The 23597-nt window shown below is 42.8% G+C and carries 22 protein-coding genes; 14 read left to right on the top strand and 8 right to left on the bottom strand.

Annotated features, from left to right (window positions below):
* Positions 1–308: 308 nt before the first annotated feature.
* Positions 309–1208, bottom strand: a complete 900-nt coding sequence (locus ACIQXN_RS11340; protein WP_402966658.1) for a 3-hydroxyacyl-CoA dehydrogenase — start codon at positions 1206–1208, stop codon at positions 309–311.
* Between the two features lie 374 nt (positions 1209–1582).
* On the opposite strand from ACIQXN_RS11340, the gene ACIQXN_RS11335 reads away from it, so the two are divergent.
* From ACIQXN_RS11335 to ACIQXN_RS11315, 5 genes are all read left to right on the top strand, one after another.
* Entirely contained in the window at positions 1583–2368 is a 786-nt protein-coding gene (locus tag ACIQXN_RS11335) for an SDR family oxidoreductase (protein WP_402966345.1), read from the top strand.
* A gap of 249 nt (positions 2369–2617) precedes the next feature.
* Positions 2618–3850, top strand: coding sequence for a cytochrome P450 (locus ACIQXN_RS11330; RefSeq protein WP_402966343.1), 1233 nt, complete (start codon positions 2618–2620; stop codon positions 3848–3850).
* 290 nt (positions 3851–4140) lie between these two features.
* Positions 4141–4866 (top strand): 3-ketoacyl-ACP reductase, encoded by a 726-nt coding sequence (locus ACIQXN_RS11325; RefSeq protein ID WP_402966341.1) that lies wholly within the window; start codon positions 4141–4143, stop codon positions 4864–4866.
* 442 nt (positions 4867–5308) lie between these two features.
* Positions 5309–6970 (top strand): catalase, encoded by a 1662-nt coding sequence (locus ACIQXN_RS11320; protein WP_402966339.1) that lies wholly within the window; start codon positions 5309–5311, stop codon positions 6968–6970.
* 164 nt (positions 6971–7134) lie between these two features.
* Positions 7135–7644, top strand: a complete 510-nt coding sequence (locus ACIQXN_RS11315) for a YfiT family bacillithiol transferase (RefSeq protein ID WP_402966338.1) — start codon at positions 7135–7137, stop codon at positions 7642–7644.
* A 45-nt stretch (positions 7645–7689) separates the two neighbouring features.
* On the opposite strand, the gene ACIQXN_RS11310 is transcribed toward ACIQXN_RS11315, so the two are convergent.
* Positions 7690–9111, bottom strand: a complete 1422-nt coding sequence (locus ACIQXN_RS11310; RefSeq protein ID WP_402966336.1) for a glycoside hydrolase family 18 protein — start codon at positions 9109–9111, stop codon at positions 7690–7692.
* A gap of 249 nt (positions 9112–9360) precedes the next feature.
* Between ACIQXN_RS11310 and ACIQXN_RS11305 the strand changes: the two genes are divergently transcribed.
* The 3 genes from ACIQXN_RS11305 (at position 9361) to ACIQXN_RS11295 (ending at position 12159) form a co-directional block, all read left to right on the top strand.
* Entirely contained in the window at positions 9361–10824 is a 1464-nt protein-coding gene (locus ACIQXN_RS11305) for a protein adenylyltransferase SelO (protein ID WP_402966334.1), read from the top strand.
* A gap of 530 nt (positions 10825–11354) precedes the next feature.
* Entirely contained in the window at positions 11355–11792 is a 438-nt protein-coding gene (locus ACIQXN_RS11300; protein WP_402966332.1) for a MarR family winged helix-turn-helix transcriptional regulator, read from the top strand.
* Positions 11785–12159 (top strand): rhodanese-like domain-containing protein, encoded by a 375-nt coding sequence (locus tag ACIQXN_RS11295; RefSeq protein WP_402966330.1) that lies wholly within the window; start codon positions 11785–11787, stop codon positions 12157–12159. The genes ACIQXN_RS11300 and ACIQXN_RS11295 overlap by 8 nt, the downstream gene beginning before the upstream one ends.
* A gap of 58 nt (positions 12160–12217) precedes the next feature.
* Here the strand turns inward: ACIQXN_RS11295 and ACIQXN_RS11290 are convergent, their stop codons facing one another.
* Together ACIQXN_RS11290 and exaC are read right to left on the bottom strand one after the other, a co-directional pair.
* Positions 12218–12580: a DUF779 domain-containing protein gene (locus ACIQXN_RS11290; protein WP_402966328.1), complete on the bottom strand. Its 363-nt coding sequence runs from the start codon at positions 12578–12580 to the stop codon at positions 12218–12220.
* Between the two features lie 21 nt (positions 12581–12601).
* A complete protein-coding gene (exaC, locus tag ACIQXN_RS11285; RefSeq protein WP_402966326.1) occupies positions 12602–14122 on the bottom strand; it encodes an acetaldehyde dehydrogenase ExaC in 1521 nt (506 codons plus the stop codon).
* A gap of 315 nt (positions 14123–14437) precedes the next feature.
* On the opposite strand from exaC, the gene ACIQXN_RS11280 reads away from it, so the two are divergent.
* Positions 14438–15124: a nuclease-related domain-containing protein gene (locus ACIQXN_RS11280; protein WP_402966324.1), complete on the top strand. Its 687-nt coding sequence runs from the start codon at positions 14438–14440 to the stop codon at positions 15122–15124.
* A 65-nt stretch (positions 15125–15189) separates the two neighbouring features.
* Here the strand turns inward: ACIQXN_RS11280 and ACIQXN_RS11275 are convergent, their stop codons facing one another.
* Positions 15190–15924, bottom strand: a complete 735-nt coding sequence (locus ACIQXN_RS11275) for a GntR family transcriptional regulator (protein WP_402966322.1) — start codon at positions 15922–15924, stop codon at positions 15190–15192.
* Positions 15925–16181: 257 nt separating this feature from the next.
* Between ACIQXN_RS11275 and ACIQXN_RS11270 the strand changes: the two genes are divergently transcribed.
* From ACIQXN_RS11270 to chbG, 5 genes are read left to right on the top strand one after another with little or no spacing between them, the layout of a single operon-like run.
* Complete coding sequence (locus tag ACIQXN_RS11270; protein ID WP_402966320.1) at positions 16182–16490, top strand: PTS sugar transporter subunit IIB; 309 nt, start codon at positions 16182–16184, stop codon at positions 16488–16490.
* A 5-nt stretch (positions 16491–16495) separates the two neighbouring features.
* Positions 16496–17857, top strand: a complete 1362-nt coding sequence (locus ACIQXN_RS11265) for a PTS sugar transporter subunit IIC (RefSeq protein WP_402966318.1) — start codon at positions 16496–16498, stop codon at positions 17855–17857.
* A 16-nt stretch (positions 17858–17873) separates the two neighbouring features.
* Positions 17874–18221, top strand: a complete 348-nt coding sequence (locus ACIQXN_RS11260; RefSeq protein WP_402966315.1) for a PTS sugar transporter subunit IIA — start codon at positions 17874–17876, stop codon at positions 18219–18221.
* Complete coding sequence (locus ACIQXN_RS11255) at positions 18218–19564, top strand: 6-phospho-beta-glucosidase (RefSeq protein ID WP_402966313.1); 1347 nt, start codon at positions 18218–18220, stop codon at positions 19562–19564. Before ACIQXN_RS11260 ends, ACIQXN_RS11255 begins: the two co-directional genes overlap by 4 nt.
* Positions 19557–20264 carry a chitin disaccharide deacetylase gene (gene chbG / locus ACIQXN_RS11250; RefSeq protein WP_402966311.1) on the top strand — a complete coding sequence of 236 codons (708 nt, stop codon included), beginning with the start codon at positions 19557–19559 and terminating at the stop codon, positions 20262–20264. Before ACIQXN_RS11255 ends, chbG begins: the two co-directional genes overlap by 8 nt.
* A gap of 72 nt (positions 20265–20336) precedes the next feature.
* Here the strand turns inward: chbG and ACIQXN_RS11245 are convergent, their stop codons facing one another.
* The 3 genes from ACIQXN_RS11245 to ACIQXN_RS11235 all read right to left on the bottom strand — a co-directional run bounded on the left by ACIQXN_RS11245 (position 20337) and on the right by ACIQXN_RS11235 (position 23537).
* On the bottom strand, positions 20337–21818 hold the full coding sequence (locus tag ACIQXN_RS11245; protein WP_402966309.1) for a sodium:solute symporter family protein: 1482 nt from the start codon (positions 21816–21818) through the stop codon (positions 20337–20339).
* Positions 21815–22015 carry a DUF3311 domain-containing protein gene (locus ACIQXN_RS11240; RefSeq protein WP_402966307.1) on the bottom strand — a complete coding sequence of 67 codons (201 nt, stop codon included), beginning with the start codon at positions 22013–22015 and terminating at the stop codon, positions 21815–21817. The genes ACIQXN_RS11245 and ACIQXN_RS11240 overlap by 4 nt, the downstream gene beginning before the upstream one ends.
* A 178-nt stretch (positions 22016–22193) precedes the next feature.
* Positions 22194–23537, bottom strand: coding sequence for an amino acid permease (locus tag ACIQXN_RS11235; protein ID WP_402966305.1), 1344 nt, complete (start codon positions 23535–23537; stop codon positions 22194–22196).
* Positions 23538–23597 lie beyond the last annotated feature (60 nt).

Below are 23597 nucleotides of genomic sequence, written 5' to 3'. Positions count from 1 at the left end.
CTTGGTTACATGGAATGTTGCTTTTCACTTCAGGCACTCGCTTTCCGCGGGCGGTCGGGGGAGCCTCCTCGGCTTCGCCTGCGGTGTCTCCCCTAGACGCGCATGTCCCGCAGGAGTCTCGTACCTTCCGTTCCAATCAACATTGCGTTATCATCAAGTGAAATCTATATATTCGAAGTGTTTCGCGGGCAAAAGAGTATAGGTTGGATGACTAATCTAAGGGAATTTTTTAAAAAGGTCGGTGCTCCTTTTGTCGACAAACTGAGCAGAAGGTGCCTAAGCGCCTTCTGCTTTTTCCTTCATGTTCATTAACCTTTTAAGAAATCCGCTTTAGCGAAAGCAGGGTTCGGGTATTTGTAGAATCCTTCTCCCGCATTTCTTCCCGTTTTTCCTTTGTCGATATACTCCGTTTTCAGGAGGTCAGCCAATTTTACGAAATGTGGATCACCTGCTTGCGCTTTTCCATTGGCAATGTTGTAAGCGGTCGTGATTCCAACCACGTCTAAGATTGCGAAAGGTCCAAGTGGTGCGCCTGTTGCTATCATCCATGTTTTATCGATGGTTTCTGGATCAGCAACCTCGTTCAATAATAGTCCCTGAGCCGCCTCCAATAAAGGAACCAATAACGAATTCAAGATGTAGCCGGGCTGTTCTTTATGTAATGGGAGGGCAACCATTCCGATGGCTTTTGCAAATTCGATCACTTCATCGAAGAACCTTTCATCAGTTCCAGGGTGTTTCATGACTTCTGCCGTATTGTTTTTCCAGATTTCATTCGCGAAGTGTAAAGCCAGGAATTTCTCAGGACGGCCTGTCGCATCGGCAAATTGACTTGGTAAAAGTGTAGAAGAATTCGTTGCGAAAACAGTCTTTTCAGGTGCCACTCTTCCTAATTCATTATAGAAATCGGTTTTAATTTGAACGACTTCAGGAACCGCTTCGATCACTAGGTCCGCTTCAGCCACTGCTTTTGCTAGATCAGAGTGGAAAGAAAGGCGTTCATAGGCTGCATTCAAATCTTCATCCGTAGCACCTAAATCTTCTTTATAATAGGGCTTCAAATTCGTGATTCGTTTTCTTGCTTGTTCTAATGCTTCGTCATTAATATCATAGATAACTACGTTGAATTTTCCGTGATAAGCTGTTTGGAAGGCGATCTGGCTTCCTAAAACGCCGCTTCCGGCAACCGTGATATTCTTGAAGTTCATCATTGTAAAACCCCTTTGTGTTTAAGTATTCTTGAGAGATCAGCGTTCATGAATGTAAATGGCAGGGATATGCTTGATGTTAATAAGTATTCCCTTAATAGGCCTGAGTAATCTTAGGGACCAATTCCCGTTTCCGTTATTATATCGGCCAATTATGTTTATTTTGGAGAGGGATATAGCAGAAATAAGAAAATAACCATGTCTAAAGGTCTATTAAGATTTTATCAAAAAGTGATCATAAAGTCCTTTTTAGAAACTTGTTTGTTTCGTTATTCAAATCTCGTTCCTTTTCTATCAAGCTTCCGGAAAGAATGGTTTAGGTCTATAGCATTGGGGAAGAACAAAATAAAGAGAGTTGATAGGAGGAATAGTAGATGACTAAAACCATTTTCATTACAGGAGCAGGAAGCGGGCTTGGAAGAGGAACGGCGCTCGGATTAGCAAAGAGGGGGCACCGTGTGATTGCGACGACGGAAATCGCGTCCCAAAAAACAGATCTGATACGGGAAGCTAAGGAGCAAGGGCTGAACATGGAAGTGTGCAAATTGGATATCACAAATGAAGGGGACCGGGCACTGATTGACGAATATGATTTCGATGTGTTTGTGGCAAATGCCGCCATCAATGAAGGCGGTGCACTGGGGGAAGTGCCGATGGACCGGTTCCGGGCAATCTTCGAAGTGAATGTGTTCGCGACGCTTGAAACCGTCCAACACGCCGCAAGGAAGTTGGTCAAAAAAGGAAGCGGGAAAATCGTGTTCTTGAGTTCGATGGCAGGGACGATCACGACGCCATTCGGCGGTCCATATGCGGCGACGAAACATGCCATCGAAGGGTTGGCGTTAACCTTGAAGGATGAGCTTGAGCCGTTTGGGGTGCAGGTTGCGACCATTAATCCAGGTGCTTACAATACCGGTTTTAACGACCGGGCCGCAGAGGAAAAATGGAAGTGGTTCGATGAGTCTCGTCATTTCTCAAGGAAAGAAGATATGGAGAAACAGGACGCGGGGTTGAAAAACCAACTCGATCCGGAAGACATGATTGAGAAAATGATCGAAATCATCCCGGCCGACCATCATAAATTCCGTACGGCTTATCCAGAAGAAATGGAAAAAAAGATGAAGGAAACCGAACAAGTCCGGTGGGATATGGAAATTTAATGGAGTAAATAATTGCACTCATTTTGAGCCTATCAGAATGAGTGCTTTTTTATGGAGTCTATAGACACACTAGTGCCACTATTTTAGTTGGGTTTTTCTACCTATATTACATCTTTACTCCTTTATGTGCGGGATATACGAACTATTACTTATTGCTTTTTTCAAAATACTTTGTTTAGAGTATGCTGTACACAAGTATAAATATAGGCAGAAATTCTATAGACTTTTTTGAAGGAGGAATAAGACTCAATGAATAAAGAAGTGATTCCTATTAAAGAAATTACGAATTTTCAATCACGTGCCGATGAGTTTTTCCCAATTGAATGGTACAAAGAAATGCTTCACAATCATTCTGTCTATTTCCATGAGGGAACGAATACGTGGAATGTGTTTAAATATGAACATGTTAAACAGGTATTAAGTAACTATAAGGTTTTTTCCAGTGAAGGACCTAGAAGTGCCATTTTCGTTGGAGCGAAGAAGAAAGCGGAAAAACCTTCTTCCATAACGAATCTTACATTGGTGGATCCCCCTGCACATCGGAAGAGCCGCTCCTTGTTAGCAGCCGCCTTCACTCCGCGCAGTTTGAAAGAATGGGAACCTCGCATTCACCAAATTATTAGCGACCTTGTAGATGACATACCAGCTGACACGACGGTGGATATTATTAAAACATTCTCAGGCCCTTTACCTGCTATGGTCATCGCGGATTTATTCGGCGTGCCGATTCAAGATCAGCACCAGTTCAAGGAATGGGTGGATATCCTGTTCCAACCTTATGACGAAGCAAGGTTGGAAGAAATCATGCGTAAAAAGGAACAGGCGGCAAAGGAATATTTCCAATATCTATATCCGATTGTCGTACAAAAACGTTCGAATCTGTCAGATGATATTATCTGTGACTTAATCCGGGCAGAAGTGGATGGCGAAAGGTTTACGGATGAAGAAATCGTGCAGGCGACAATGCTCCTATTAGGAGCGGGAGTCGAAACGACCAGCCATGCCATCGCGAATTCTTTCTATTCATTACTTTATGATGACCCGTCCATCTACGGAGAACTGCGGAATGAGCCTGAATTGATTCCGAATGCCGTCGAGGAAATGCTACGGTATCGGTTCCACAGCTCAAGACGGGATCGTACTGTTAAAGAAGATAATGATTTATTAGGGGTTCCCTTAAAAAAAGGGGATACCGTCATCGCTTGGATGAGTGGCTGCAATCTGGATGGAGACATGTTTGAAGATCCATTCACAATTGACATTCGCCGCCCAAATAATAAGAAACATTTGACCTTCGGAAGCGGGCCTCATTTCTGCTTAGGTGCACCGCTTGCACGATTGGAAATGAAACTGGCTTTAGAGCTTTTCGTCAAGAAATTTTCTCGTATCGAACCTGTGGAAGGGTTTGATTTAGAACAAAACTTAACAGAATCCGCTACGGGCCAGTCCTTAACTTATTTACCGGTGAAGGTTTATAAGTAAGAGGGGTAAATAAGTTACTTGTGGGACATCAGAATCTTTCTGGTGTTCTTTTTTACATCACCATTCTGCTGGAAAATCACTTATCAGATATCTATCGACAAGCCACTAATATAAACTGAGGAAAATAGTAATTGCTAAGCTATTCCTCTTATCAATGTATACCGTACCTAGAGAGTATACGATTATTGAGAGAATCATTAATGTAATAGTGAGCAAGCTTTTAGGAATTTGTAGTCTAAAATAGTATAATAGAAGGTATATGAAAGTTGATTGAGAAAGGGGCTAATACAATGGCACAGACATTAAAAAACAAAGTAGCAATTATAACCGGTGGGGCAAGAGGAATCGGAAAAGCAACGGCTATCGCATTAGCTAAAGAAGGCGTAAACGTTGGTTTGCTTGCAAGAACAGAGGCAACTTTAAAAGAAGTGGCTACTGAAATCGAAGGCTTAGGCGTAAAAGTTGCTTATGCAGCGGCGGATGTTTCATCAAAAGAGCAGGTGGAAGCAGCCGTTGAAGCCTTAACGAAGGAATTAGGCGCGGCTGATATTCTGATCAATAGTGCAGGTATTGCGACATTCGGTACGGTATCAGAAATGGATCCGGAAGAATGGAAACGCATCATCGATACAAACTTGATGGGTACCTATTACGTAACACGTGCTGTACTGCCTCAATTAATTGAAAAAAATGGCGGCGACATCATCAATGTTTCTTCTACGAATGGATTGAGCGGAGCGGCTACATCAAGTGCTTACAGTGCATCTAAGTTTGCGGTGATTGGTTTTACAGAATCTCTTGCACAAGAAGTTCGCCGTAACAATATTCGTGTATCGGCTTTAACTCCAAGTACTGTTGCAACAGATTTAGCGCTTGATTTAAGCCTGATTAAAGAAAATAATGATTCAAAATTCATTCAACCTGAAGATATTGCAGAATTCATTGTGGATCAATTAAAAATCAATCCACGTATGTATGTGAAAACGGCAAGCTTCATTGCAACAAACCCATTTTAATATCCAGTAAGATGAATAAGCAAAAGGGTCAGTTATCTAAAAAGGATAATTGACTCTTTTTTTGTTATGACGGCATAAAAGGTAGTGAGAATAATTTCTTGTTTTCTGGAGATATTTATCAATATTAGGTTTTCTTTTTTCAAAAGAAGGTATAGAAGAAGTATTGTCTAATTAGTTAGTAAACGACTCTTGAGATATCCAAAGGGACTTTCCCTAATAGAGAGGTGAGCGGTTATCTAGTAATAGTATATTGAGAATATCTGATGTTTATTGATAAAAAAATATGTAATTCATATTACGTGCATTCTTTAAATACATAATTTATAATGGATTTATACTGATTATAATAATTATCATTTAATATTTATTTTAAGTGATAGTTTTCCTTCTGAACTGGAATACTAGTGAAGTAAGGGCCACTAATTTTGAGGAGGTTTTCATTTTGGCAGAGAACAAAGATATGAATGCTCCAAAAGGACAGGATCAAGAAAAAGATGTGAAACGCGATACGTTGACCACACGTCAAGGTCACCCTGTGACGGATAATCAGAATATTCGAACAGTTGGTAATCGCGGTCCGGCTACACTTGAGAATTATCATTTCATTGAAAAAATCTCTCACTTTGACCGGGAGGAAGTTCCGGAACGTGTAGTTCATGCTCGTGGTGCCGGAGCTTTTGGATATTTTGAGGCTTATGGAAAAGTCGGAGACGAGCCTCCGGAAAAGTATACACGTGCAAAGGTATTCTCGGGTGCCGGGAAGAAAACACCGCTTATGGTCCGCTTTTCTACCGTGGCAGGGTCGAAGGACTCGCCTGAAACAGCGCGTGATCCACGCGGGTTTGCGGTAAAAATGTATACGGAAGATGGTAACTGGGACTTGGTTGGTAACAACCTGAAAATTTTCTTTATCCGTGACGCGATGAAATTCCCTGATATGATTCATGCCTTTAAAGTGGATCCTGCTTCGAATGTGGCTAATCCTGAGCAGATGTTCGATTTCGTTTCCCGTTCACCTGAAGCGACACATATGATTACATTCCTATTCTCTCCATGGGGCATTCCTGCTACATACCGCCATATGCAGGGTTCTGGGGTAAATACGTATAAATGGGTGAATGACAAAGGCGAAGCTGTCCTTGTGAAATATCACTGGGAGCCTAAGCAAGGCATTCGCAACTTAACACAAGATGAAGCTGATTCGATTCAAGCTAAGACCGTTGCCCATGCGACACAAGATTTATATGAATCGATCGAACGTGGAGAGTATCCTGAATGGGAACTCTATGTACAAATCATGGAGGATGATTACCATCCAGAACTTGATTTTGACCCACTAGATGATACAAAGCTTTGGCCGGAAGATAAATTCCCATGGTTACCGGTCGGTCGTATGGTCCTTGATCGAAATCCGGTGGACTACCATGCGGAAATCGAACAGGCTGCTTTCGGTACGGGAGTTCTTGTCGACGGAATGGATTTCTCCGATGACAAAATGCTACAAGGCCGTACCTTCTCATATTCTGATACACAACGCTATCGCGTAGGTGCGAACTATCTGAAATTACCTGTGAATGCTCCAAAAGTGCCTGTCCGCACGAACCAGCATCGCGGTCAAATGGATATTCGTGATCCGAAGGAAAATGGAGAAAATCCATCCATCAACTATGAGCCATCCACGATTGGCGGGTATAAGGAAGCTAGCAAAGAAGAGCGTCCGCAACACCGTCCAACTTATAATGCGGCGGCAATGAGTGAGCCGATTGACCGTCCAAACAATTATGGTCAAGCAGGCGAAACATATCGCAGCTTTGAGGATTGGGAACGTGATGAATTAATCAACAACCTATCCAGCGCGCTTGCAGTATGTGACAAACGCATTCAAGACGCCATGGTTGAGCACTTTACACAAGCCGATGAAGACTACGGTCGCCGTGTGAAGGAAGGCATTGAAATGAAGATGAAAGAAATCGAAGAAAAGCAAGAAGAAGGCAAGATTCCAGGCCGTGAATCTGGTAAGTCGAAATATGGAGAAGGTTCACTTGCAGCGAATGAAGCAACAAAAGACGCTGTGAAGAAAAGCCACGAAGCTGATCCTTATTAATAGAGAGTAGAATGAGAGCTGTCCGGAACGTCAGTGAAAACTGGTTATCGGGCAGCTCTTTTCTTGTGCTACTCGGATACACTAAAATAGGTAATTTATGTTAAAATAAAGAGGGTATGAAGTCATTTATGTACTTATAAAACGAATGGAAAAGGGGAAGGAAAATGGATGTGAGATTTCCAATTGGAAAGTTACAAGTTCCTGAAAAAGTAACAGCGGAAAATATTCAAGAATGGCTTAAGGAGATTGGTACGTACACGGTTCATTTAAGAGAAACGGTTGATTCATTAAGTGATGAAGAATTAAATAAAACATATCGTGATGGAAGCTGGACAGTTCGTCAACTTGTTCATCACATTGCTGATTCTCAGTTGAATATGTACCAACGTTTGAAGCTGGCCCTAACAGATGAGAATCCAATAGTACCAGCCTTTGACCAAGAAAAGTGGGCAATTCAACCGGATACCGAACTTCCTGTAGAAAGTTCCATTAAAATGCTAGAAGGTATAAATGAGCGCATTGTATCATTAGGATCTAGTTTAACTGAAGAGCAATTAAATCGAACCTTCACTCACCAGGAGAATGGTGAGATAAAAGTTGTGACGAAAATTGCAAAATTAGCTTGGCATGAAAATCATCACTTAGCTCATATCAGAATCGCATTATCAAAATGATAAAAAAAGGCTTATCGAAATCGATAAGCCTTTTTTAGGAGAGAATCAGCTATACGTCTTCAATTTCTTAATCGAAAAATTGTCCTGTAATAAGGCCCAGTTTTGAGGATATGGGAAACCTAGTGCCCAGTAACTGATGCCGCGGAGCTTATATTGCTTTGCCAGTTCGAACTTGGCTTGGGCGCTTCGTGCATCCTCAAACCATACTTCATGGGTTTTCCCTTTTCCGTCTGTATAGCGAAAAAAGGGTGATTGGGCAATGGGATCATATTGGATGGGCGATCCATGCTTTACGGCCCTTCTTACGGCTTCTTGGGGGCTGAATGTCTCGGCTTCCTGACCTTGTACGTGTGGAAGGAGCCAATCCCGGGCATATATTTGAAATCCTAAAAAGATTTTTTCAGCCGGTATCACCGTCAGGGCATATTCTACAACTTTTCTGATCTGATCGAGGGGAGAGATGGCTTGTGGGGGGCCCATCCGATATCCCCATTCATACGTCATGAGCACGACGAAATCGGCAATCCGCCCGTGGGCTTCATAATCATGAGCTTCGTATAAGACACCGGCTTGCTCTTCGCTCGCTTTGGGCGCAAGGGCAGTGGAGACCAAAAAGCCTCTTGCGTGAAGGCGGTCAACGGCCAATTGGAGAAATTTGTTATAATCTTCACGGTTTTCGGGCATTACATTTTCAAAATCGATATTTAATGCGGTGTAGCCTTTGTCATCCATGACGTCAAGCACATTCTTGATGACCTTTTCCCTTAATGAGGAACTGGATAAAACCACTTGGGCTAAGTTGGAACCAGCTTCCGTTGAGGTAAAGTTGGTGATCGACATCATGGGGACGACATTTTTCGATATGGCAGCATCCACCATATCCTCATCATTCATTCCTTCTAATGTGCCATCTTCTTTGATCTTATAGGCAAAAGGGCTAAAGTAAGTAAGCAGGTGACCGATATCTTGAATGGATTGGACAGCTGCGTCACTTGATTGGTACGTATAGGCATTCACTTCGATTGAACGTTTCGACCTAGGAATGATCAGGTTCATTCCCGCATAAATGCTGTTTGGGTCCTCCAACTGATTGACACTCATGATGGCTTGTACGGTTGTGCCATACCTAATCGAGATGTCCCAAAGTGTTTCCCCAGGCTGTACCAGGTGGGTAATAGGTGGAATATATAAGACGCTTCCTTGATAAAGTACATTGGGATCGGTTAGCTGATTGGCTTGCAATAGTTCTTGTATGGTCAGACCATATTGCTGTGCGATCGACCATAACGTTTCTCCTGATTCTATGATATGGGACGAACCAATGTGAGGAATGACTAATGACTGGCCAAGCGTTAATTGGCTTGGGTCGGTTAATGAATTCAATTGAGCGATTGACTCCATCGTTACTCCATAGCGGTTCGCAATTTTCCAAAGCGAATCACCACCGCTTACTATATAGATAATCAACAGAATTCCTCCCTAAGTATTTCGATAATGCATTCTATGTACCTTTCCATTAAATGTGTATTTACCCAAACAATTTTTCTGCCATTGCTTAAAAGGAGTCATCCCGGTTAGGAAACGGTATACTATATGGGCAGAAGCAAACTTTAAAACCGTGCTTGTAAATCATCAGAATTACATACAATGCTTATGTTTTTGTTTTATATAAGAGGGAAATCTAGTACAAAAATCAAATGAAGAAAAGGGGATTCTATGACAAAAAATAATGAAACAGGATGGAATTTCGAAAATAGCTATGCGAGCCTTCCGAACTCTCTTTTCACCTTTACAAACCCGAGTCCTGTAAAGGCTCCGGAGTTGATCGTACTCAATGATAAGTTGGCTGGAACTTTAGGTTTGGATGTGGAGGCACTAGAAAGCGAAGATGGCTTGGAGGTGCTTGCCGGTAACGAGATTCCTGAAGGTGCTTTACCTCTTTCCCAAGCTTACGCCGGACATCAATTCGGTCATTTCACCATGCTTGGGGATGGTCGAGCCGTTCTGTTGGGAGAGCAGATTACGCCAGAAGGTGAGAGAGTGGACATTCAGCTGAAGGGACCGGGTAGAACACCATATTCGCGTGGAGGCGATGGGCGGGCGGCGCTTGGTCCGATGTTGCGTGAATACATCATCAGCGAAGCCATGCACGGGCTTGGAATTCCCACTTCCCGAAGCCTAGCCGTTGTGAAAACGGGTGAGCCGGTATATCGGGAAAATGTGCTGCCTGGTGCGGTTTTAACTCGTGTGGCGGCTAGCCATCTACGCGTCGGAACCTTTCAATATGTAGCAAAGTGGCGGACAATCGAAGAACTACAGGCCTTGGTTGATTATACGATCAAGCGTCATTTTCCAGAGGTGGAGGGTGATGAGAATCGAACCCGATCGATGCTAAGGGAAGTCATCAAGCGACAAGCCGAACTTATCTCTAAATGGCAACTCGTTGGTTTTATTCATGGGGTGATGAACACCGATAACATGACCATCAGCGGAGAGAGCATCGATTATGGTCCATGTGCATTCATGGATGTTTATGACCGAGAAACGGTATTCAGCTCCATTGATGTCCAAGGCCGCTACGCCTATGGCAATCAGCCGTACATTGCTGCTTGGAACCTTGCGCGACTGGCGGAAAGCCTATTACCACTGCTGCATGATGATCAAGAGCAGGCCATCCAACTGGCGCAAGGGGAGATTTCGGAATTCAATAAACTATATCACGCCTATTGGTTCAAGGGCATGAGGGCGAAATTAGGAATCTTTAACGAAGAGCCAGAGGATGAAGCTCTAATCGAAGGACTCCTCGAAATGATGAAGAAGCACCGTGCTGACTTTACGAATACCTTCCGCTCCCTAACGTTTGAAACAAAAGGGGATGCGGTCTTGTTCGGGACTCCCGAGTTCGAACAATGGCATAAACGTTGGCAAGAGCGATTAGACAGGCAGGAGGAATCGAAAGACTCTTCGAAAAAGCTGATGCAAAATAGTAATCCTGCTGTGATCCCACGTAATCATCGGGTGGAAGAGGCACTGAAGGCTGCGGTGGAAAAAGGTGACTATACTGTGATGGAACGATTACTCGACGTTCTCTCACACCCTTACGCATATAGGAGCGAACAGGAAGAATACTCAACAGTCCCTGAATCATGCGGTCCTTACCAGACTTTTTGCGGTACGTAATGGAAAAATGTAAGAGGGCTGACTCATAAGTCCCTAAAATAAAACAGGTGGAGAAAAAAGAATCGTTTTTCTCCACCTGTTTTTCTATTTTTATCATGTTTCCATGAAAGTAGCTGGCTTAAGCCAGCTATTTTCAATTAATGATGTGCCGAGGCTACAAGCTTCTTTTTTTGTTCCGTTCGTTTTCTATTCTTCACGTATAAAGTAAAGGGCTGTTAACAAACTCGGGGAACACCGGGTACTGTTTACGGTATTTTTTCTTACTTCCCCACTCTATGTGAAAAGAAAGATTGCAGTGGAAGGCGTGAAGACTCCTGCGGGAGGTGAGGGTCAGGTGAGACACCACAAGAGCGCAAGCGATGTGGGGGCTCACCGCCCGCCCGCGGAAAGCGAAAGGCCTGGAACGGAAATCTTCACCCTTTTGATACATCCCTATTTTTTTACTTTTTATCCATATTTACCTTTACACAGGAAAAATAATCAGTTAAACTGATAATCAGTAAGGGTGATTATATTTCAGGAGTGATATTTTGCAGAAGCTATTGGATTCCTACGGATTTCTAGTCGGAAAGATTCTTCAATTATTAGAAGATGATTTTGGCAATGAATTAAAGGCGTTTAAAATGGATTCGAGACAATATGGTCTATTAGTAAAAGTGTACGAAAAACCAAATATGTCCCAAATTCAAATTGCCAAAGAACTAAAAATCGACCGCACGACCATGGCCGAACGTGCTGAACAGTTAGAGACTTTAAAATACATCACAAGAGTGAAGAGTCCCCAAGATAAAAGGACCTATTGTCTTAACCTTTCCACAGAAGGAATGGAAATATTGGGTAAGTGCTGGGAACTATTAGGTCAATCCCAAGACAAGATTCTGTCTCCCTTAAGCGGTGAAGAAAAAGAGCAGTTTAAGCATTCTTTATTAAAAATTTATCATACATGGAGGAAGAATGAAGATGAGTAAAATCGACTTTTTCAAAAACCGCGTGGAAGCAACATTCAGTCCTATGGATTACGTAAAAGCCAAAAGCATGAATCCTAATCATTATGTCTTGTTGGATGTTAGAAATGGGAAGCCAGAGGAAAAGATCGAAGATGCCGTAATGATTCCACAATCTGAGTTAGTAAACCATTTGTCGGAATTACCAGAGGATAAAGAGTTAATCGTTTATTGTTGGGATGTATGGTGTAATACAGCCTCCAAAGCGGCTCTTGTTCTTTTAGAAAATGGATTTTCAGTCAAAGAATTAAGTGGTGGGATTGCAGCATGGAAGACACTGAACTTCCCAACCATTTCCCTGCTTGAAGCTGATAAAGGGTGCGGTTGTTAAAATATGAAAAAAAGAGCTGCCCCATAGTCGATTAAGACTTGGGACAGCTCTTTTACTATTATAAAACTTGTTTCACTTCTTGGTATTCTTCATCTGTAAAAACCCGCGAACGTGTGATGAAGTGTTGGTCTTCAACACTATCGAGTGAGAAATCTGGGCCTCGTCCTTCTAGAACGTCGATTGTAAGTTGCGTGTGCTTCCAATAGTCGTATTGGCTTTTATGCATGTAGAAGGGTATATCGCCAATTGTTCCGAGGTGGATGTCTGAATCCCCTAGTTTGAAATCCCCTGCTCTATAGCACATTGGAGAAGATCCATCACAACAGCCGCCGGATTGATAAAACATGATAGATCCATGTACTTTTTTAATGGTTTCTATTAAAGTAAGTGCTTCGTTCGTTGCAATAACACGTTCTACCATGTTTGATCGTATCCTTTCGATTTAGAAGAATCCTTGAGCGTCTTTAGCGTAGCTTACTAATAGACATTTTGTTTGTTGATAGTGATCAAGCATCATTGCGTGGTTTTCACGGCCGATACCTGACAATTTGAATCCACCGAATGCTGCTCCTGCAGGGTATTGGTGGTATGTGTTAGTCCAAACGCGACCAGCTTCAATTCCACGTCCAGCACGGTAAGCGATATCTCCGCTACGTGACCATACGCCAGCACCTAAGCCGTAAAGAGTGTCGTTTGCGATTTCCATAGCTTCGTCGAAGTCTTTGAATGTAGTAACAGCAAGCACTGGTCCAAAGATTTCTTCTTGGAAGATACGCATTTTGTTGTTTCCTTTGAATACAGTTGGCTCGATGTAGTTACCATTTTTAAGGTCTCCATCAAGTTTGTTTTCAGATCCACCGATAAGTAACTCAGCGCCTTCTTCTTGTCCAAGTTGGATGTAAGAAAGGATTTTTTCTTTTTGTTGGTTAGAAGCCTGAGCACCCATCATTACTTCTGTATCAAGTGGGTTACCGACTTTAATTTGTTTAACGCGTTCTAGAGCACGTTCCATGAATTTATCATAGATTGATTCTTGGATTAATGCACGAGAAGGACACGTACAGATTTCACCTGAGTTCAATGCGAACATAACCATACCTTCGATTGCTTTGTCTAGGTAAGAATCGTCTTTATCCATAACATCTTCAAAGAATACGTTTGGTGATTTACCACCAAGTTCAAGTGTTACCGGAATGATGTTTTCCGTTGCATATTGCATGATTTGACGGCCAACTGCAGTAGAACCAGTGAATGCGATTTTCGCAATACGTGGGTTCGTAGCAAGTGGTTTACCAACTTCGATACCGAAACCATTAACGATGTTAAGAACACCAGCAGGAAGGATATCTTGAATCAATTCAACCAATACCATGATGGAAGCTGGAGTTTGTTCAGCTGGTTTCATGACGATACAGTTACCTGCAGCTAGAGCTGGAGCGATTTTCCAAACAGCCATTAGAATTGGGAAATTCCAAGGGATGATTTGTCCAACAACACCAAGTGGCTCTTGGAAGTGGTATGCCACTGTATCATTATCCAATTGAGTTGTGCGTCCTTCTTGAGAACGAATAGCTCCTGCAAAGTAACGGAAGTGATCGATTGCCAAAGGAATATCAGCATTCAATGTTTCACGTACTGCTTTACCGTTGTCCCATGTTTCAGCAACAGCGATCATTTCTAAGTTTTCTTCTAGACGGTCAGCGATTTTATTTAGAATGCGTGCACGTTCAGCAGCAGTAGTTTTTCCCCAAGCAGCTTTTGCAGCATGTGCAGCATCTAAAGCTAGTTCAATATCTTCTTCAGAAGAGCGAGCAGCTTTTGTGAACACTTCGCCAGTTACTGGTGATTTATTTTCAAAATATTGGCCTTTAACGGGTGCAACCCATTCTCCACCAATAAAGTTATCGTATTTTTCTTTGAATTGAACGACAGAACCCTCTGTATTAGGATTAGCATAAATCATAGTTGTATTTCTCCCCTTTAATTGATTTAGAAAGCTCCCCCCCATGAATACGATTACATATGAAGCGGTAGAGAAATCATCTCGGTCTGCTTTCTATCTCTTATAATCGCCTTTTTCCGACAAAAATACAAGTAGTTTGTACTATTTTTATAGAATGATAATAGAAAATATGTAAAAAAATGTATTATTTTAGTACTACTTCCTTTCATAATCTGGAAGGGTAATTCTAGTGTTTTCTAAAAATTACTATAAACATAATTTTACATTAAAAGAACAATCATTTTTTGACGAAATATAAATGGGGGGGATTATAAGGTGATAGCGTGGATCGTATTTTTATTTGTACTAGTCATAATTTCTAAAATGTTAGTAGATAAAGCTAAATATGAAAAAAGCACGTATAAAAAAGAAACCCAGTTTTCCTATTGGAAGGTAAAGAGGGATAAAGGGTTAAATGGGGAATATTTAACGGTAAATGAAATTGATCAGCTGAAGGGGTTTCATAAAGTCTTGGTCAATGTGTATTTGCCAAAGGCAAGAGGGGGCGGCACAACTGAGATCGATATTGTTTTACTACATGAATCGGGCATTTATTCAATCGAGTCGAAGAATTATAGTGGCTGGATTTTCGGAAATGAGGAGTATAAGAACTGGACGCAAACGTTACCTAACGGAAAAAAGCAGGTCTTTTATAATCCGATAAAGCAGAATCGAACGCACATCAATGCTTTAAAAAGGCAACTGAAAGAGTTGGATGGAGGGTTCTTCAAATCGATAATCGTATTTAGTGAGCGATGTGAATTGAAGAAAATCGTGCTGACCTCCACTGATAGTAAGGTGATTAAAAGAAAAAGATTAAGACATGTGATATATAATGAAGGAACTCGAGTCTTATCAGGGAGCCAAATCCTTTCGATTTATAAGCAACTTAAAGAATACAGCAATGTTGCCCACGATGTGAAAGTGGCCCACATAGCAGAGGTTAAGAAAAGACAGAGGTAATCAATAGACATATAGTTTAGGAACAAAAAAACTGCCCATCTGGTGATGCGCAGTTTTTTTTTGCTTCAATCCTCATAATTCCTTTCGATCACGAAGTTGGCGCGGTCACCCCTGAAGTAGGTTTTGGAGTATTCGATGACGCTCTGGTCAGTTTCGTACGTATGCGTTTCAAGGGAGAAGCAGGGAGAATCATTTGTGATATCAAGTTTTTCGGCAATGTACTCGTCGGCGAGGGCCAGCTCCAAATGTTCGATTGTCTTTAGGATCTTGATATTGAACTGGTGTTTAAGCAGTCGGAATAGGGATGTTTCACAGGCTTTCATATCAAGGCCTGGTGTTCTATGCCAAGGTAGGTAGGCGACTTCATATTGAAGTGGGACGTCATCTACATAACGCACTCGAACCAGTTTATTAACGGGATCGCCAATCTGTAGGTTGAACCGTTTGGCAAGTGATGCGTCCGCTTCAATGACCGTTAAACTGAAGACCTTGGTGGAAGGGTTTTTGCCCTGCATCATGACCTGATCGGAGAAGTTTTCAACTGTGCTGGTAAGTGTTTGGCGTACTTTATTTTCTGAAACGAAGGTTCCTTTTCCTTGAATGCGGTATACGTAACCTTCCATGGTAAGTTGCTGGAGGGCAGTCCGGACTGTTGTCCTGCTCACGTCATACGAGTTGCAGAATTCTGCTTCGGTCGGCAATTTAGTATTGGGCTGATAATCCCCATTCTTTATCATGTGAACGATGGATTCTTTTACAGCAGAATGAAGGGCTGTCACTTTGTTCTTCGTTTTCAACATGCTTCCTCCTAGACATTTTTTGCTACTTCTAGATTATATCTTGTTATAACGATAAATAACAAATAAATATTTGTAATGACAAATTTAAAATTTGTATTGAAATTAGATATAAATGACTCTACAATGGAATATATAGGTAAGGAACAATGTTTATTATCAAAAGGGAGGAGATACCTTCGTAAATGGTGAACTAAAGTAAAAGTGGCACCTATTTACTATAAATACAGAATATTTTGAATTGAGAAGGGGAGAATGTTATGAATATCTTATTATGTTGTTCTGCTGGAATGTCTACGAGTTTACTAGTAACTAAAATGGAGAAAAGTGCAAAGGAACAAGGATTGGATTGTCGAATTTGGGCAGTGGCTTCCACTGAGGTGGACAAAGAAATGGATAAGGCAGACGTTATTTTGTTAGGGCCACAGGTTAGGTTCCTACTTTCTAAGATGAAGCAAGCGGGCATGGCTAAAGGCATACCGGTGGATACAATTAATCCGATGTTCTATGGTTTGTGCAATGGAGAAGAAGTGCTCAAACAAGCTGTTACTTTGATAAAAGGAGAATAAGGATTATGATGACTTTCATTGATAAGTACATTATGCCGGCAGCAGTTAAGTTGGGGAATAACCGACACTTGCTTGCCATTCGTGACACGTTGATTGGAATGATAGCGATTACAATTATCGGATCGTTCGCCGTTTTATTGAATAATCTAGGGCAAATCATCAAGCCATATGGAAGAATGATGGAAGCGATTTTCGGTCCAACCTGGACCACGCTTGGCAATGACATCTCATTCGGTACCTTTGCATTCCTTACCATTTTTGCTGTTTTTGGTATTTCTTATAAACTTGCCAAGTCTTATGGAGATGATGGATTCGAGGCGATGCTCATTTCCGCGGCCTGTTTCTTCCTATTGCTTCCACAGATGGGGTTGGTCTCATTAACGGTCGATAACAAAGTCGTATCAGGTGAAGCCGCTGGTTTCATCAGCACTAATTATTTTAATGCAACCGCTCTCTTTACTGGTATTGCCGTTTCTTTAATAGCGACCGAGATTTTCGTCAGGCTTTCGAGACTTAACTTCTTGGTGATCAATATGCCTGAGGGAGTACCACCTGCAGTCGGTCGTTCATTTGCCAAGCTGATTCCGGGCATGGCTACGATCTTCATAATTGGGGTATTCGGCTTACTTTTCCGTATCATGACGAACGGTCAAATTGTGAATGATTGGTTAAGTAAAGTAATTGTATCTCCGATGCAAGGGGCCGTGGATTCACTGCCATTCGCTATCCTTCTTGTCTTTTTCGTTCATATTTTATGGATGGTGGGATTGCACGGACCGAACATCCTGGGTGGAATCACGACACCGCTTTTTGAAAGCTCAGGCATAAAGAATATCGATTTGTATGCAAAAGGCATAACAGATATGGATCAATATGGCGTGTTGGCCGGCTCGTTCCTTGATGCTTTCGTGTATCTAGGAGGATCGGGTGGAACGATGGGTCTAATCATTGCCATGATCATAGCCGGTCGAAAACGGTATAAACAGATGATTGGACTTGGTGGGGCACCGGGACTTTTTCAGATCAACGAACCGATTCTGTTTGGTCTGCCGATCGTATTGAATCCTATCTGGCTAGTTCCATTCGTTCTAGGGCCTATCATTACAACCGTCATTTCATATCTAGCGGTCAGCAGCGGACTGGTCTTTCCAATCGTCGCCAAAATTCCGTGGGTGACCCCACCAATCGTCGGAGGCTTTTTAGCGACAGGTGGCCATGCTTCTGGAGCTATTTTGGCAGGGATCAATTTAGTCATTTCGACCGTGATCTATTTACCTTTCGTGTATGCCCAAGTGAAGATTGATTCGAGAAATTCAAAAGCTAAAACAGAGCTTACGAAGGACGATTCAGAAACGGTAAATTTCTAAGAAGGTAGTGGTATGTATGGAAAAAGAAGAATTATATCAATTATCCTTTCAACTGGTTCTACACAGCGGGAACGCAAGGAGCTTCGCCATGGAAGCCTTGCAAGAAGCAAAGAAGAAAGACTTCGATGCGGCTAGGCAGAAAATAACGGAAGCGGAAGCGGAGTTATTACAGGCTCATAAATTCCAGACCCAATTGATCCATGCGGAAGCGGGCGGAGAGAAATTAGACATCCCGATCATCCTCATACATGCTCAGGATCACTTGATGACCGCCATGACGTTGAAAGATCTTGCCGTGGAAATGATTGAGATGAGAGAAGAGTTTCTTGGTGCAAACACGATAAAGGAGGAGACGTTGGAATGAGTAAGGGGTTGAAAATCGTTACAATAGGCGGTGGTTCCAGTTATACGCCGGAACTAATAGAAGGGTTTATTAAATATTACGAGGAACTTCCGGTACGTGAGATATGGCTGGTTGATATAGAAGCAGGTAAGGAAAAACTCGAAATCGTTGGTGGTCTGGCAAGAAGGATGGTTGAAAAAGCAGGAGTGCCGATCGATATTCACTTAACCCTGGATCGCAAAAAGGCTCTGGAAGGAGCGGACTATGTCACGACTCAATTACGGGTCGGACAGCTGGCTGCTCGTGCACTTGATGAGAAAATTCCGTTGAAGCATGGGGTCATCGGCCAAGAAACAAATGGACCAGGCGGATTGTTCAAAGCCTTTCGAACGATTCCTGTCATCCTGGAAATTGCCCGCGAGATCGAAGAAATTTGTCCGAATGCTTGGTTGATCAATTTCACGAATCCTGCCGGTATGGTAACCGAAGCGGTTCTTCGTCATAGCAACATCAACAAAATCGTCGGTCTTTGCAATGTGCCGATCGGTATGGAGCGTGGAGTCGCCGATTTGATGAAGGTGGAGCCTGATCGGGTACGGATTGATTTCGCCGGATTGAACCACATGGTATATGGTTTGGATGTGTTCGTGGATGGAATAAGCGTGAAAGATCAAATTATTGATATGATTTCAGATCCGGATAAAGCCGTGACCATGAAGAATATCCATGCAATGGGATGGGAGCAGGAATTCATTCGTGCATTGAATTTGTTCCCTTGTCCTTATCATAATTATTATTACAAAACGGGTGATATCCTGGCCCAGGAACTGAAGGATGCCGAAAAAGGGGAAACACGGGCAGAGGTCGTCCAAAAACTGGAGACGGAATTATTTGAGTTGTATAAGGATGTAGATTTAGATATCAAGCCTCCGCAACTTGAAGAACGGGGCGGTGCTTACTATAGCGACGCAGCCGTACGGCTGATTCATTCCATGTATACGGATAGACGGGATATACAGGCGGTCAATACCATGAATTATGGCTCAATAGAAGGCATGCCTTACGATTCCGCGGTTGAAGTGAGCTGTGTGATTACGAAGGATGGACCGAAGCCAATCGCGGTTGGTGAGTTGCCAGTAGCTGTCCGCGGACTCGTCCAGCAAATTAAGTCGTTTGAGAGGGTGGCCATCGAGGCAGCCGTCACAGGTAGTTATGACACGGCTTTGCTGGCGATGACGATCAACCCGCTTGTTCCAAGTGACCGGGTGGCGAAATTGATTTTGGATGAAATGCTTGAGGCGCATAAAGAATTCTTGCCACAATTTTTCGAGAACAAGGAATTGCAAGGAAGCTTTCATGATTGAGGTCCTAGTCAATGCTGATGATTTCGGATTTTCTCGGGCTGTGAATTATGGAATATTGAATAGCCACAAAAATGGGATAGTCAATTCGGCTACGCTGATGATGAATGCAAAAGCGACCGAGCATGCCATCAGAATTGCCAAGGATCATCGCACGCTAAAGGTTGGCATTCATCTCGTTCTGACATGGGGGCGACCGTTGCTACGTGATGTGCCCAGCCTTGTGGACGGAGACGGGAATTTTAAGAAACAAGCGGAGATACAAGGGAACCCAGACGACATTTCATTGGAAGAACTTGAAAGAGAATGGTCTGCCCAGATTGAAAAATTCCTAGCCTTAGGAATGGTTCCAACTCACTTTGACAGTCATCATCATGTCCATGCGATCCCAGCTTTTTGGCCGGTCGTAAAAAAGCTATCTGCCCATTACCGGCTACCAGTCCGAAAAGCGGGATCTCATTTTCAGGACATCGAGACGGTGACCGATACATTCCTTGACGATTTTTATGGAGAAAAGGCGGCCATCGATTACTTTCAAACCCTTAATGAGCGGATTAATGATGGTAAAAGTGTAGAGGTCATGACTCACCCAGCCTACTTGGATGAAGATTTGCTCAAGCATTCTTCCTACAATAAGGACAGACTTAAGGAAACGGCCATCTTGATGAAAGCTACCTTACCGGAAGGGTTCGTTCTTCGGTAAAAGAAGCCTAAGCCCATTAAAGACAAAAAAAGCAATCGGTTCTTAGTCTATTGACTGAGAACCGATTGCTTTTTATATCTCTTTAACCGTTGCGGGTTCTATATTTCTAACGGTCAGTTTCCTGCATGCGAGACTGACAAGGATCGTCACGATAAAATTAACGGCCAAGGCAATGATTCCGACATTCAGATCCTTTGCCACTTGTGGCAGGGACGGGAACAGGGTGCCGATTGTCGATTGGCTGATCGTGATAGTGATGACGATGGCAAGACCACTGATGATACCGGCGATGGCGCCATATTTATTGATCGAGTTCTTCTTTTTCAGGCTAAATAGCAGGGACGGAAATAGCTGCGTAATGAAACTGTATCCCATCAGTATCAGGGCTGACATCGTTTCTCCTCCGTTTAAAGTGAAGTAGACGGAAATGAGCGCGATAACGGGAACGAGTAACTTGGCCAAACGTACCACATTCCGGTCGGAAGTGCTTGGTTGAAGTTCCTGATAGACGTTTTTGGCAAGGAGCGTAGAGACGCTCATCAACAACATCGACCCCGGTACTAATGCGGTCAACATTCCGGCTGCCCCGATGACCCCGATAAACCACGGATCAAAGGTTTGTATCGCAAGGCGCAATAAGGAAAGATCCGCATCCGCGCCTTCTAGTCCAGGAACTTTCAAGATGGCGGCAAATCCTACGAAAAAGACAAATAGTAACATGAGCGTATACAGCGGACTGATAATGGCATTTTTACGGAATGTTTTTCCGCTCTTCGCCGTATAGACGGAACTGAATACTTGTGGCCACATGTAAAATCCGAATACAAGCAAAATCACGGTCGAAATGAACCATGAAACGCTAAGACCTTGATCAGGCAATGTTAGAAAACCAGGTTTGGCGCTATTGATGGTTTCGAACATCGTTTGAAGATTGCCAAAGTAATGGATTGGAAGGTAGATGCCCAGGAACGCGATGATGACAATCATCATGATGTCCTTGATGACGGCTGTCCAGGCTGAACCTCGAATGCCTGAAATCATCACATATATGGTCAGGCTGATTGCTCCAAGCCAAACAGCGGTTGACATGGAAATGGCACCGTATGAAGCTTCTGAAACAATGATTCCTAAGCCTTTGAGCTGTACAACGATGACTGGAATCATCGATACCACACCGACCAGAGCAGCAAGTATCCCTAAGGCTGGACTTCTGTATTTACTTGCGAAAAAATCGGATTGTGACATGAGTCGGTTGTCCTTGGCGTATTTCCAGATTGCCGGAAGGAGCCAATAGGATAGGACATAAGACAAGGTGATGTAGATCAAGACGTATAAAGCGGGTGCACCCTTTCCATAAGCCCAGCCGCTCCCTCCAAGAAAGGAGAAGGTTGTATAAATTTCCCCTGCCATCAATAGAAAGACGAAGATGCTACCAAAACCACGGCCGCCAACTGTCCATTGTTCCAGGTTCATGTCTTTTCCTTTTGTCGAGCGTATCCCGAGGAAAATCGATAAAAGTAAAAATGCTAAAATGATGATAAGAGCGATGTTCATTCTTCTTCACCTTCCCGATTTCTAGGGTCCAGTTTATACATGATAGCCAAAGTGACCGAAGTAAGCACAACCCACATCGCCATCCAGAACATATAAAAAGGCATACCCAATACATATGGTTCTATTTTATTAACAAAAGGAAGAAACCCCAATATTCCGATAAAAGGAACTAGAGTAAGGATATATAATTTCTTCATGAAGCAAACCCCTCCGTTCTAAATCTCATCCACTATTCATATCTAGTACATTACACTATAAGTATAGAAAATTTAATAGTATGGCAGCATATTTTTTTACATGCTTCATTAAAAACTTTCATTTAATGGAAGTGAAAATTGAGACAAGGAAGGGAGATCCCTTCCTTGTTCAATAGAATCAGCTTTTATTTTTTCTAAAGTTATATAGGACAACTAAAAGAAGGAACCAAATCGGTGTCAGCAATAATGAGGACCGGGTCGCTTCAGCAAATAGCATGACGATTAAGATGAAGGCAAACAATCCTAAAATCACATAATTGATGAAAGGCGTTAAGGGAGCCCTGAAAGTGGACTTAGCCCTCAAGTCCGGTCGTTTTTTCGTATACCTGATATGGGATATCAAGATGATACTCCATACCCAAATGAAGCAGATGGCGCTGATTGTCGTCACGATGGTGAAGGCTTGTTCCGGTATGACTTTGCTTAGCAATGCACCGATTGAAACGACGATGGTGGATGTAACCAATGCGTTACTTGGAACAGCATGTTTATTTAATTTTTTAAGTGGAGCAGGAGCTTCGTTATTGTTGCTTAACGCGTAAAGCATGCGGCTTGTTGAAAACAATCCGCTATTACCGGCTGAAGCGGCTGACGTCAACACGACGAAGTTGATAATTCCTGCGGCAATCGGAATCCCGATCAAGGCAAAGACTTCGACGAAAGGACTGCTCGCCGCATCCAGCTGTGTCCATGGATTGACGCAAAGGATGACGACGATTGCGCCAACATAGAAAAGCAAAATCCGGAAGGGGATTTTATTGATGGCCGACGGAATGTTCTTTTTCGGATTCGCTGTTTCGGCTGCTGTCACTCCGATTAACTCGACTCCGACAAAGGAGAAGACGACCAACTGTAAGGAAAGCAAGAAGCCGGATACGCCGTTCGGGAACATGCCCCCATGACTCCAAAGATTATTGAGGGAGACGGTACCAGTCTCGGTTTGGAAACCTATGACGAGTAGGACGATTCCGACAATGATCAAGGCGACGATCGTGATGACTTTAATGAGGGAGAACCAGAATTCCAATTCCCCAAATAGCTTTACGGTCAACAGGTTCAATCCCAATAGGATTACCAAGCAGGAAAGTGCTGGAATCCATTGCGGAATATCGAACCAATACTGCATGTAGACACCGACAGCAATGATATCGGCCATGGCCGTCATGATCCAACAGAACCAATAGGTCCAGCCGGTCACATATCCAGCCCAAGGACCGATATATTCAGTTGCGAATTCGGTGAATGATGTATACCCTGCATTGGACAATAGTAATTCGCCTAAAGCCCTCATGACGAAAAATAAGGAAATCCCGATTAGTAAATAGGAAAAGATAATGGATGGACCCGCCAACTGTATGGCTTTTCCGGATCCCAAAAATAACCCGGTGCCAATGGTTCCACCTATAGCGATGAGCTGTACATGCCGATTTTTCAAATCCCTTTTCAATTCTTGTTTAGCCAATTTCTGCGCCCCCGTTGTTAAATTTTTAAGATGTGAAGTACATAGTCCGTTGATTCCAAT

It is taken from the genome of Peribacillus sp. NPDC097295, assembly GCF_044761665.1.
Taxonomy (GTDB): Bacteria; Bacillota; Bacilli; order Bacillales; family DSM-1321; genus Peribacillus.
The sequence above is the reverse complement of the archived record's forward strand: the minus strand, read 5'-3'. Positions and strand labels throughout refer to the sequence as shown.

Bases quoted from the DNA above. Each gene is read 5' to 3' on its own strand.
- ACIQXN_RS11305 (WP_402966334.1), top strand. From the start codon at position 9,361: ATGACAAAAAATAATGAAACAGGATGGAATTTCGAAAATAGCTATGCG.
- ACIQXN_RS11245 (WP_402966309.1), bottom strand. From the start codon at position 21,818: ATGAACATCGCTCTTATCATCATTTTAGCATTTTTACTTTTATCGATT.
- chbG (WP_402966311.1), top strand. From the start codon at position 19,557: ATGATTGAGGTCCTAGTCAATGCTGATGATTTCGGATTTTCTCGGGCT.
- ACIQXN_RS11330 (WP_402966343.1), top strand. From the start codon at position 2,618: ATGAATAAAGAAGTGATTCCTATTAAAGAAATTACGAATTTTCAATCA.
- ACIQXN_RS11260 (WP_402966315.1), top strand. From the start codon at position 17,874: ATGGAAAAAGAAGAATTATATCAATTATCCTTTCAACTGGTTCTACAC.
- exaC (WP_402966326.1), bottom strand. From the start codon at position 14,122: ATGATTTATGCTAATCCTAATACAGAGGGTTCTGTCGTTCAATTCAAA.
- ACIQXN_RS11270 (WP_402966320.1), top strand. From the start codon at position 16,182: ATGAATATCTTATTATGTTGTTCTGCTGGAATGTCTACGAGTTTACTA.
- ACIQXN_RS11295 (WP_402966330.1), top strand. From the start codon at position 11,785: ATGAGTAAAATCGACTTTTTCAAAAACCGCGTGGAAGCAACATTCAGT.
- ACIQXN_RS11275 (WP_402966322.1), bottom strand. From the start codon at position 15,924: ATGTTGAAAACGAAGAACAAAGTGACAGCCCTTCATTCTGCTGTAAAA.
- ACIQXN_RS11325 (WP_402966341.1), top strand. From the start codon at position 4,141: ATGGCACAGACATTAAAAAACAAAGTAGCAATTATAACCGGTGGGGCA.
- ACIQXN_RS11315 (WP_402966338.1), top strand. From the start codon at position 7,135: ATGGATGTGAGATTTCCAATTGGAAAGTTACAAGTTCCTGAAAAAGTA.
- ACIQXN_RS11240 (WP_402966307.1), bottom strand. From the start codon at position 22,015: ATGAAGAAATTATATATCCTTACTCTAGTTCCTTTTATCGGAATATTG.
- ACIQXN_RS11335 (WP_402966345.1), top strand. From the start codon at position 1,583: ATGACTAAAACCATTTTCATTACAGGAGCAGGAAGCGGGCTTGGAAGA.
- ACIQXN_RS11255 (WP_402966313.1), top strand. From the start codon at position 18,218: ATGAGTAAGGGGTTGAAAATCGTTACAATAGGCGGTGGTTCCAGTTAT.
- ACIQXN_RS11290 (WP_402966328.1), bottom strand. From the start codon at position 12,580: ATGGTAGAACGTGTTATTGCAACGAACGAAGCACTTACTTTAATAGAA.
- ACIQXN_RS11265 (WP_402966318.1), top strand. From the start codon at position 16,496: ATGATGACTTTCATTGATAAGTACATTATGCCGGCAGCAGTTAAGTTG.
- ACIQXN_RS11340 (WP_402966658.1), bottom strand. From the start codon at position 1,208: ATGAACTTCAAGAATATCACGGTTGCCGGAAGCGGCGTTTTAGGAAGC.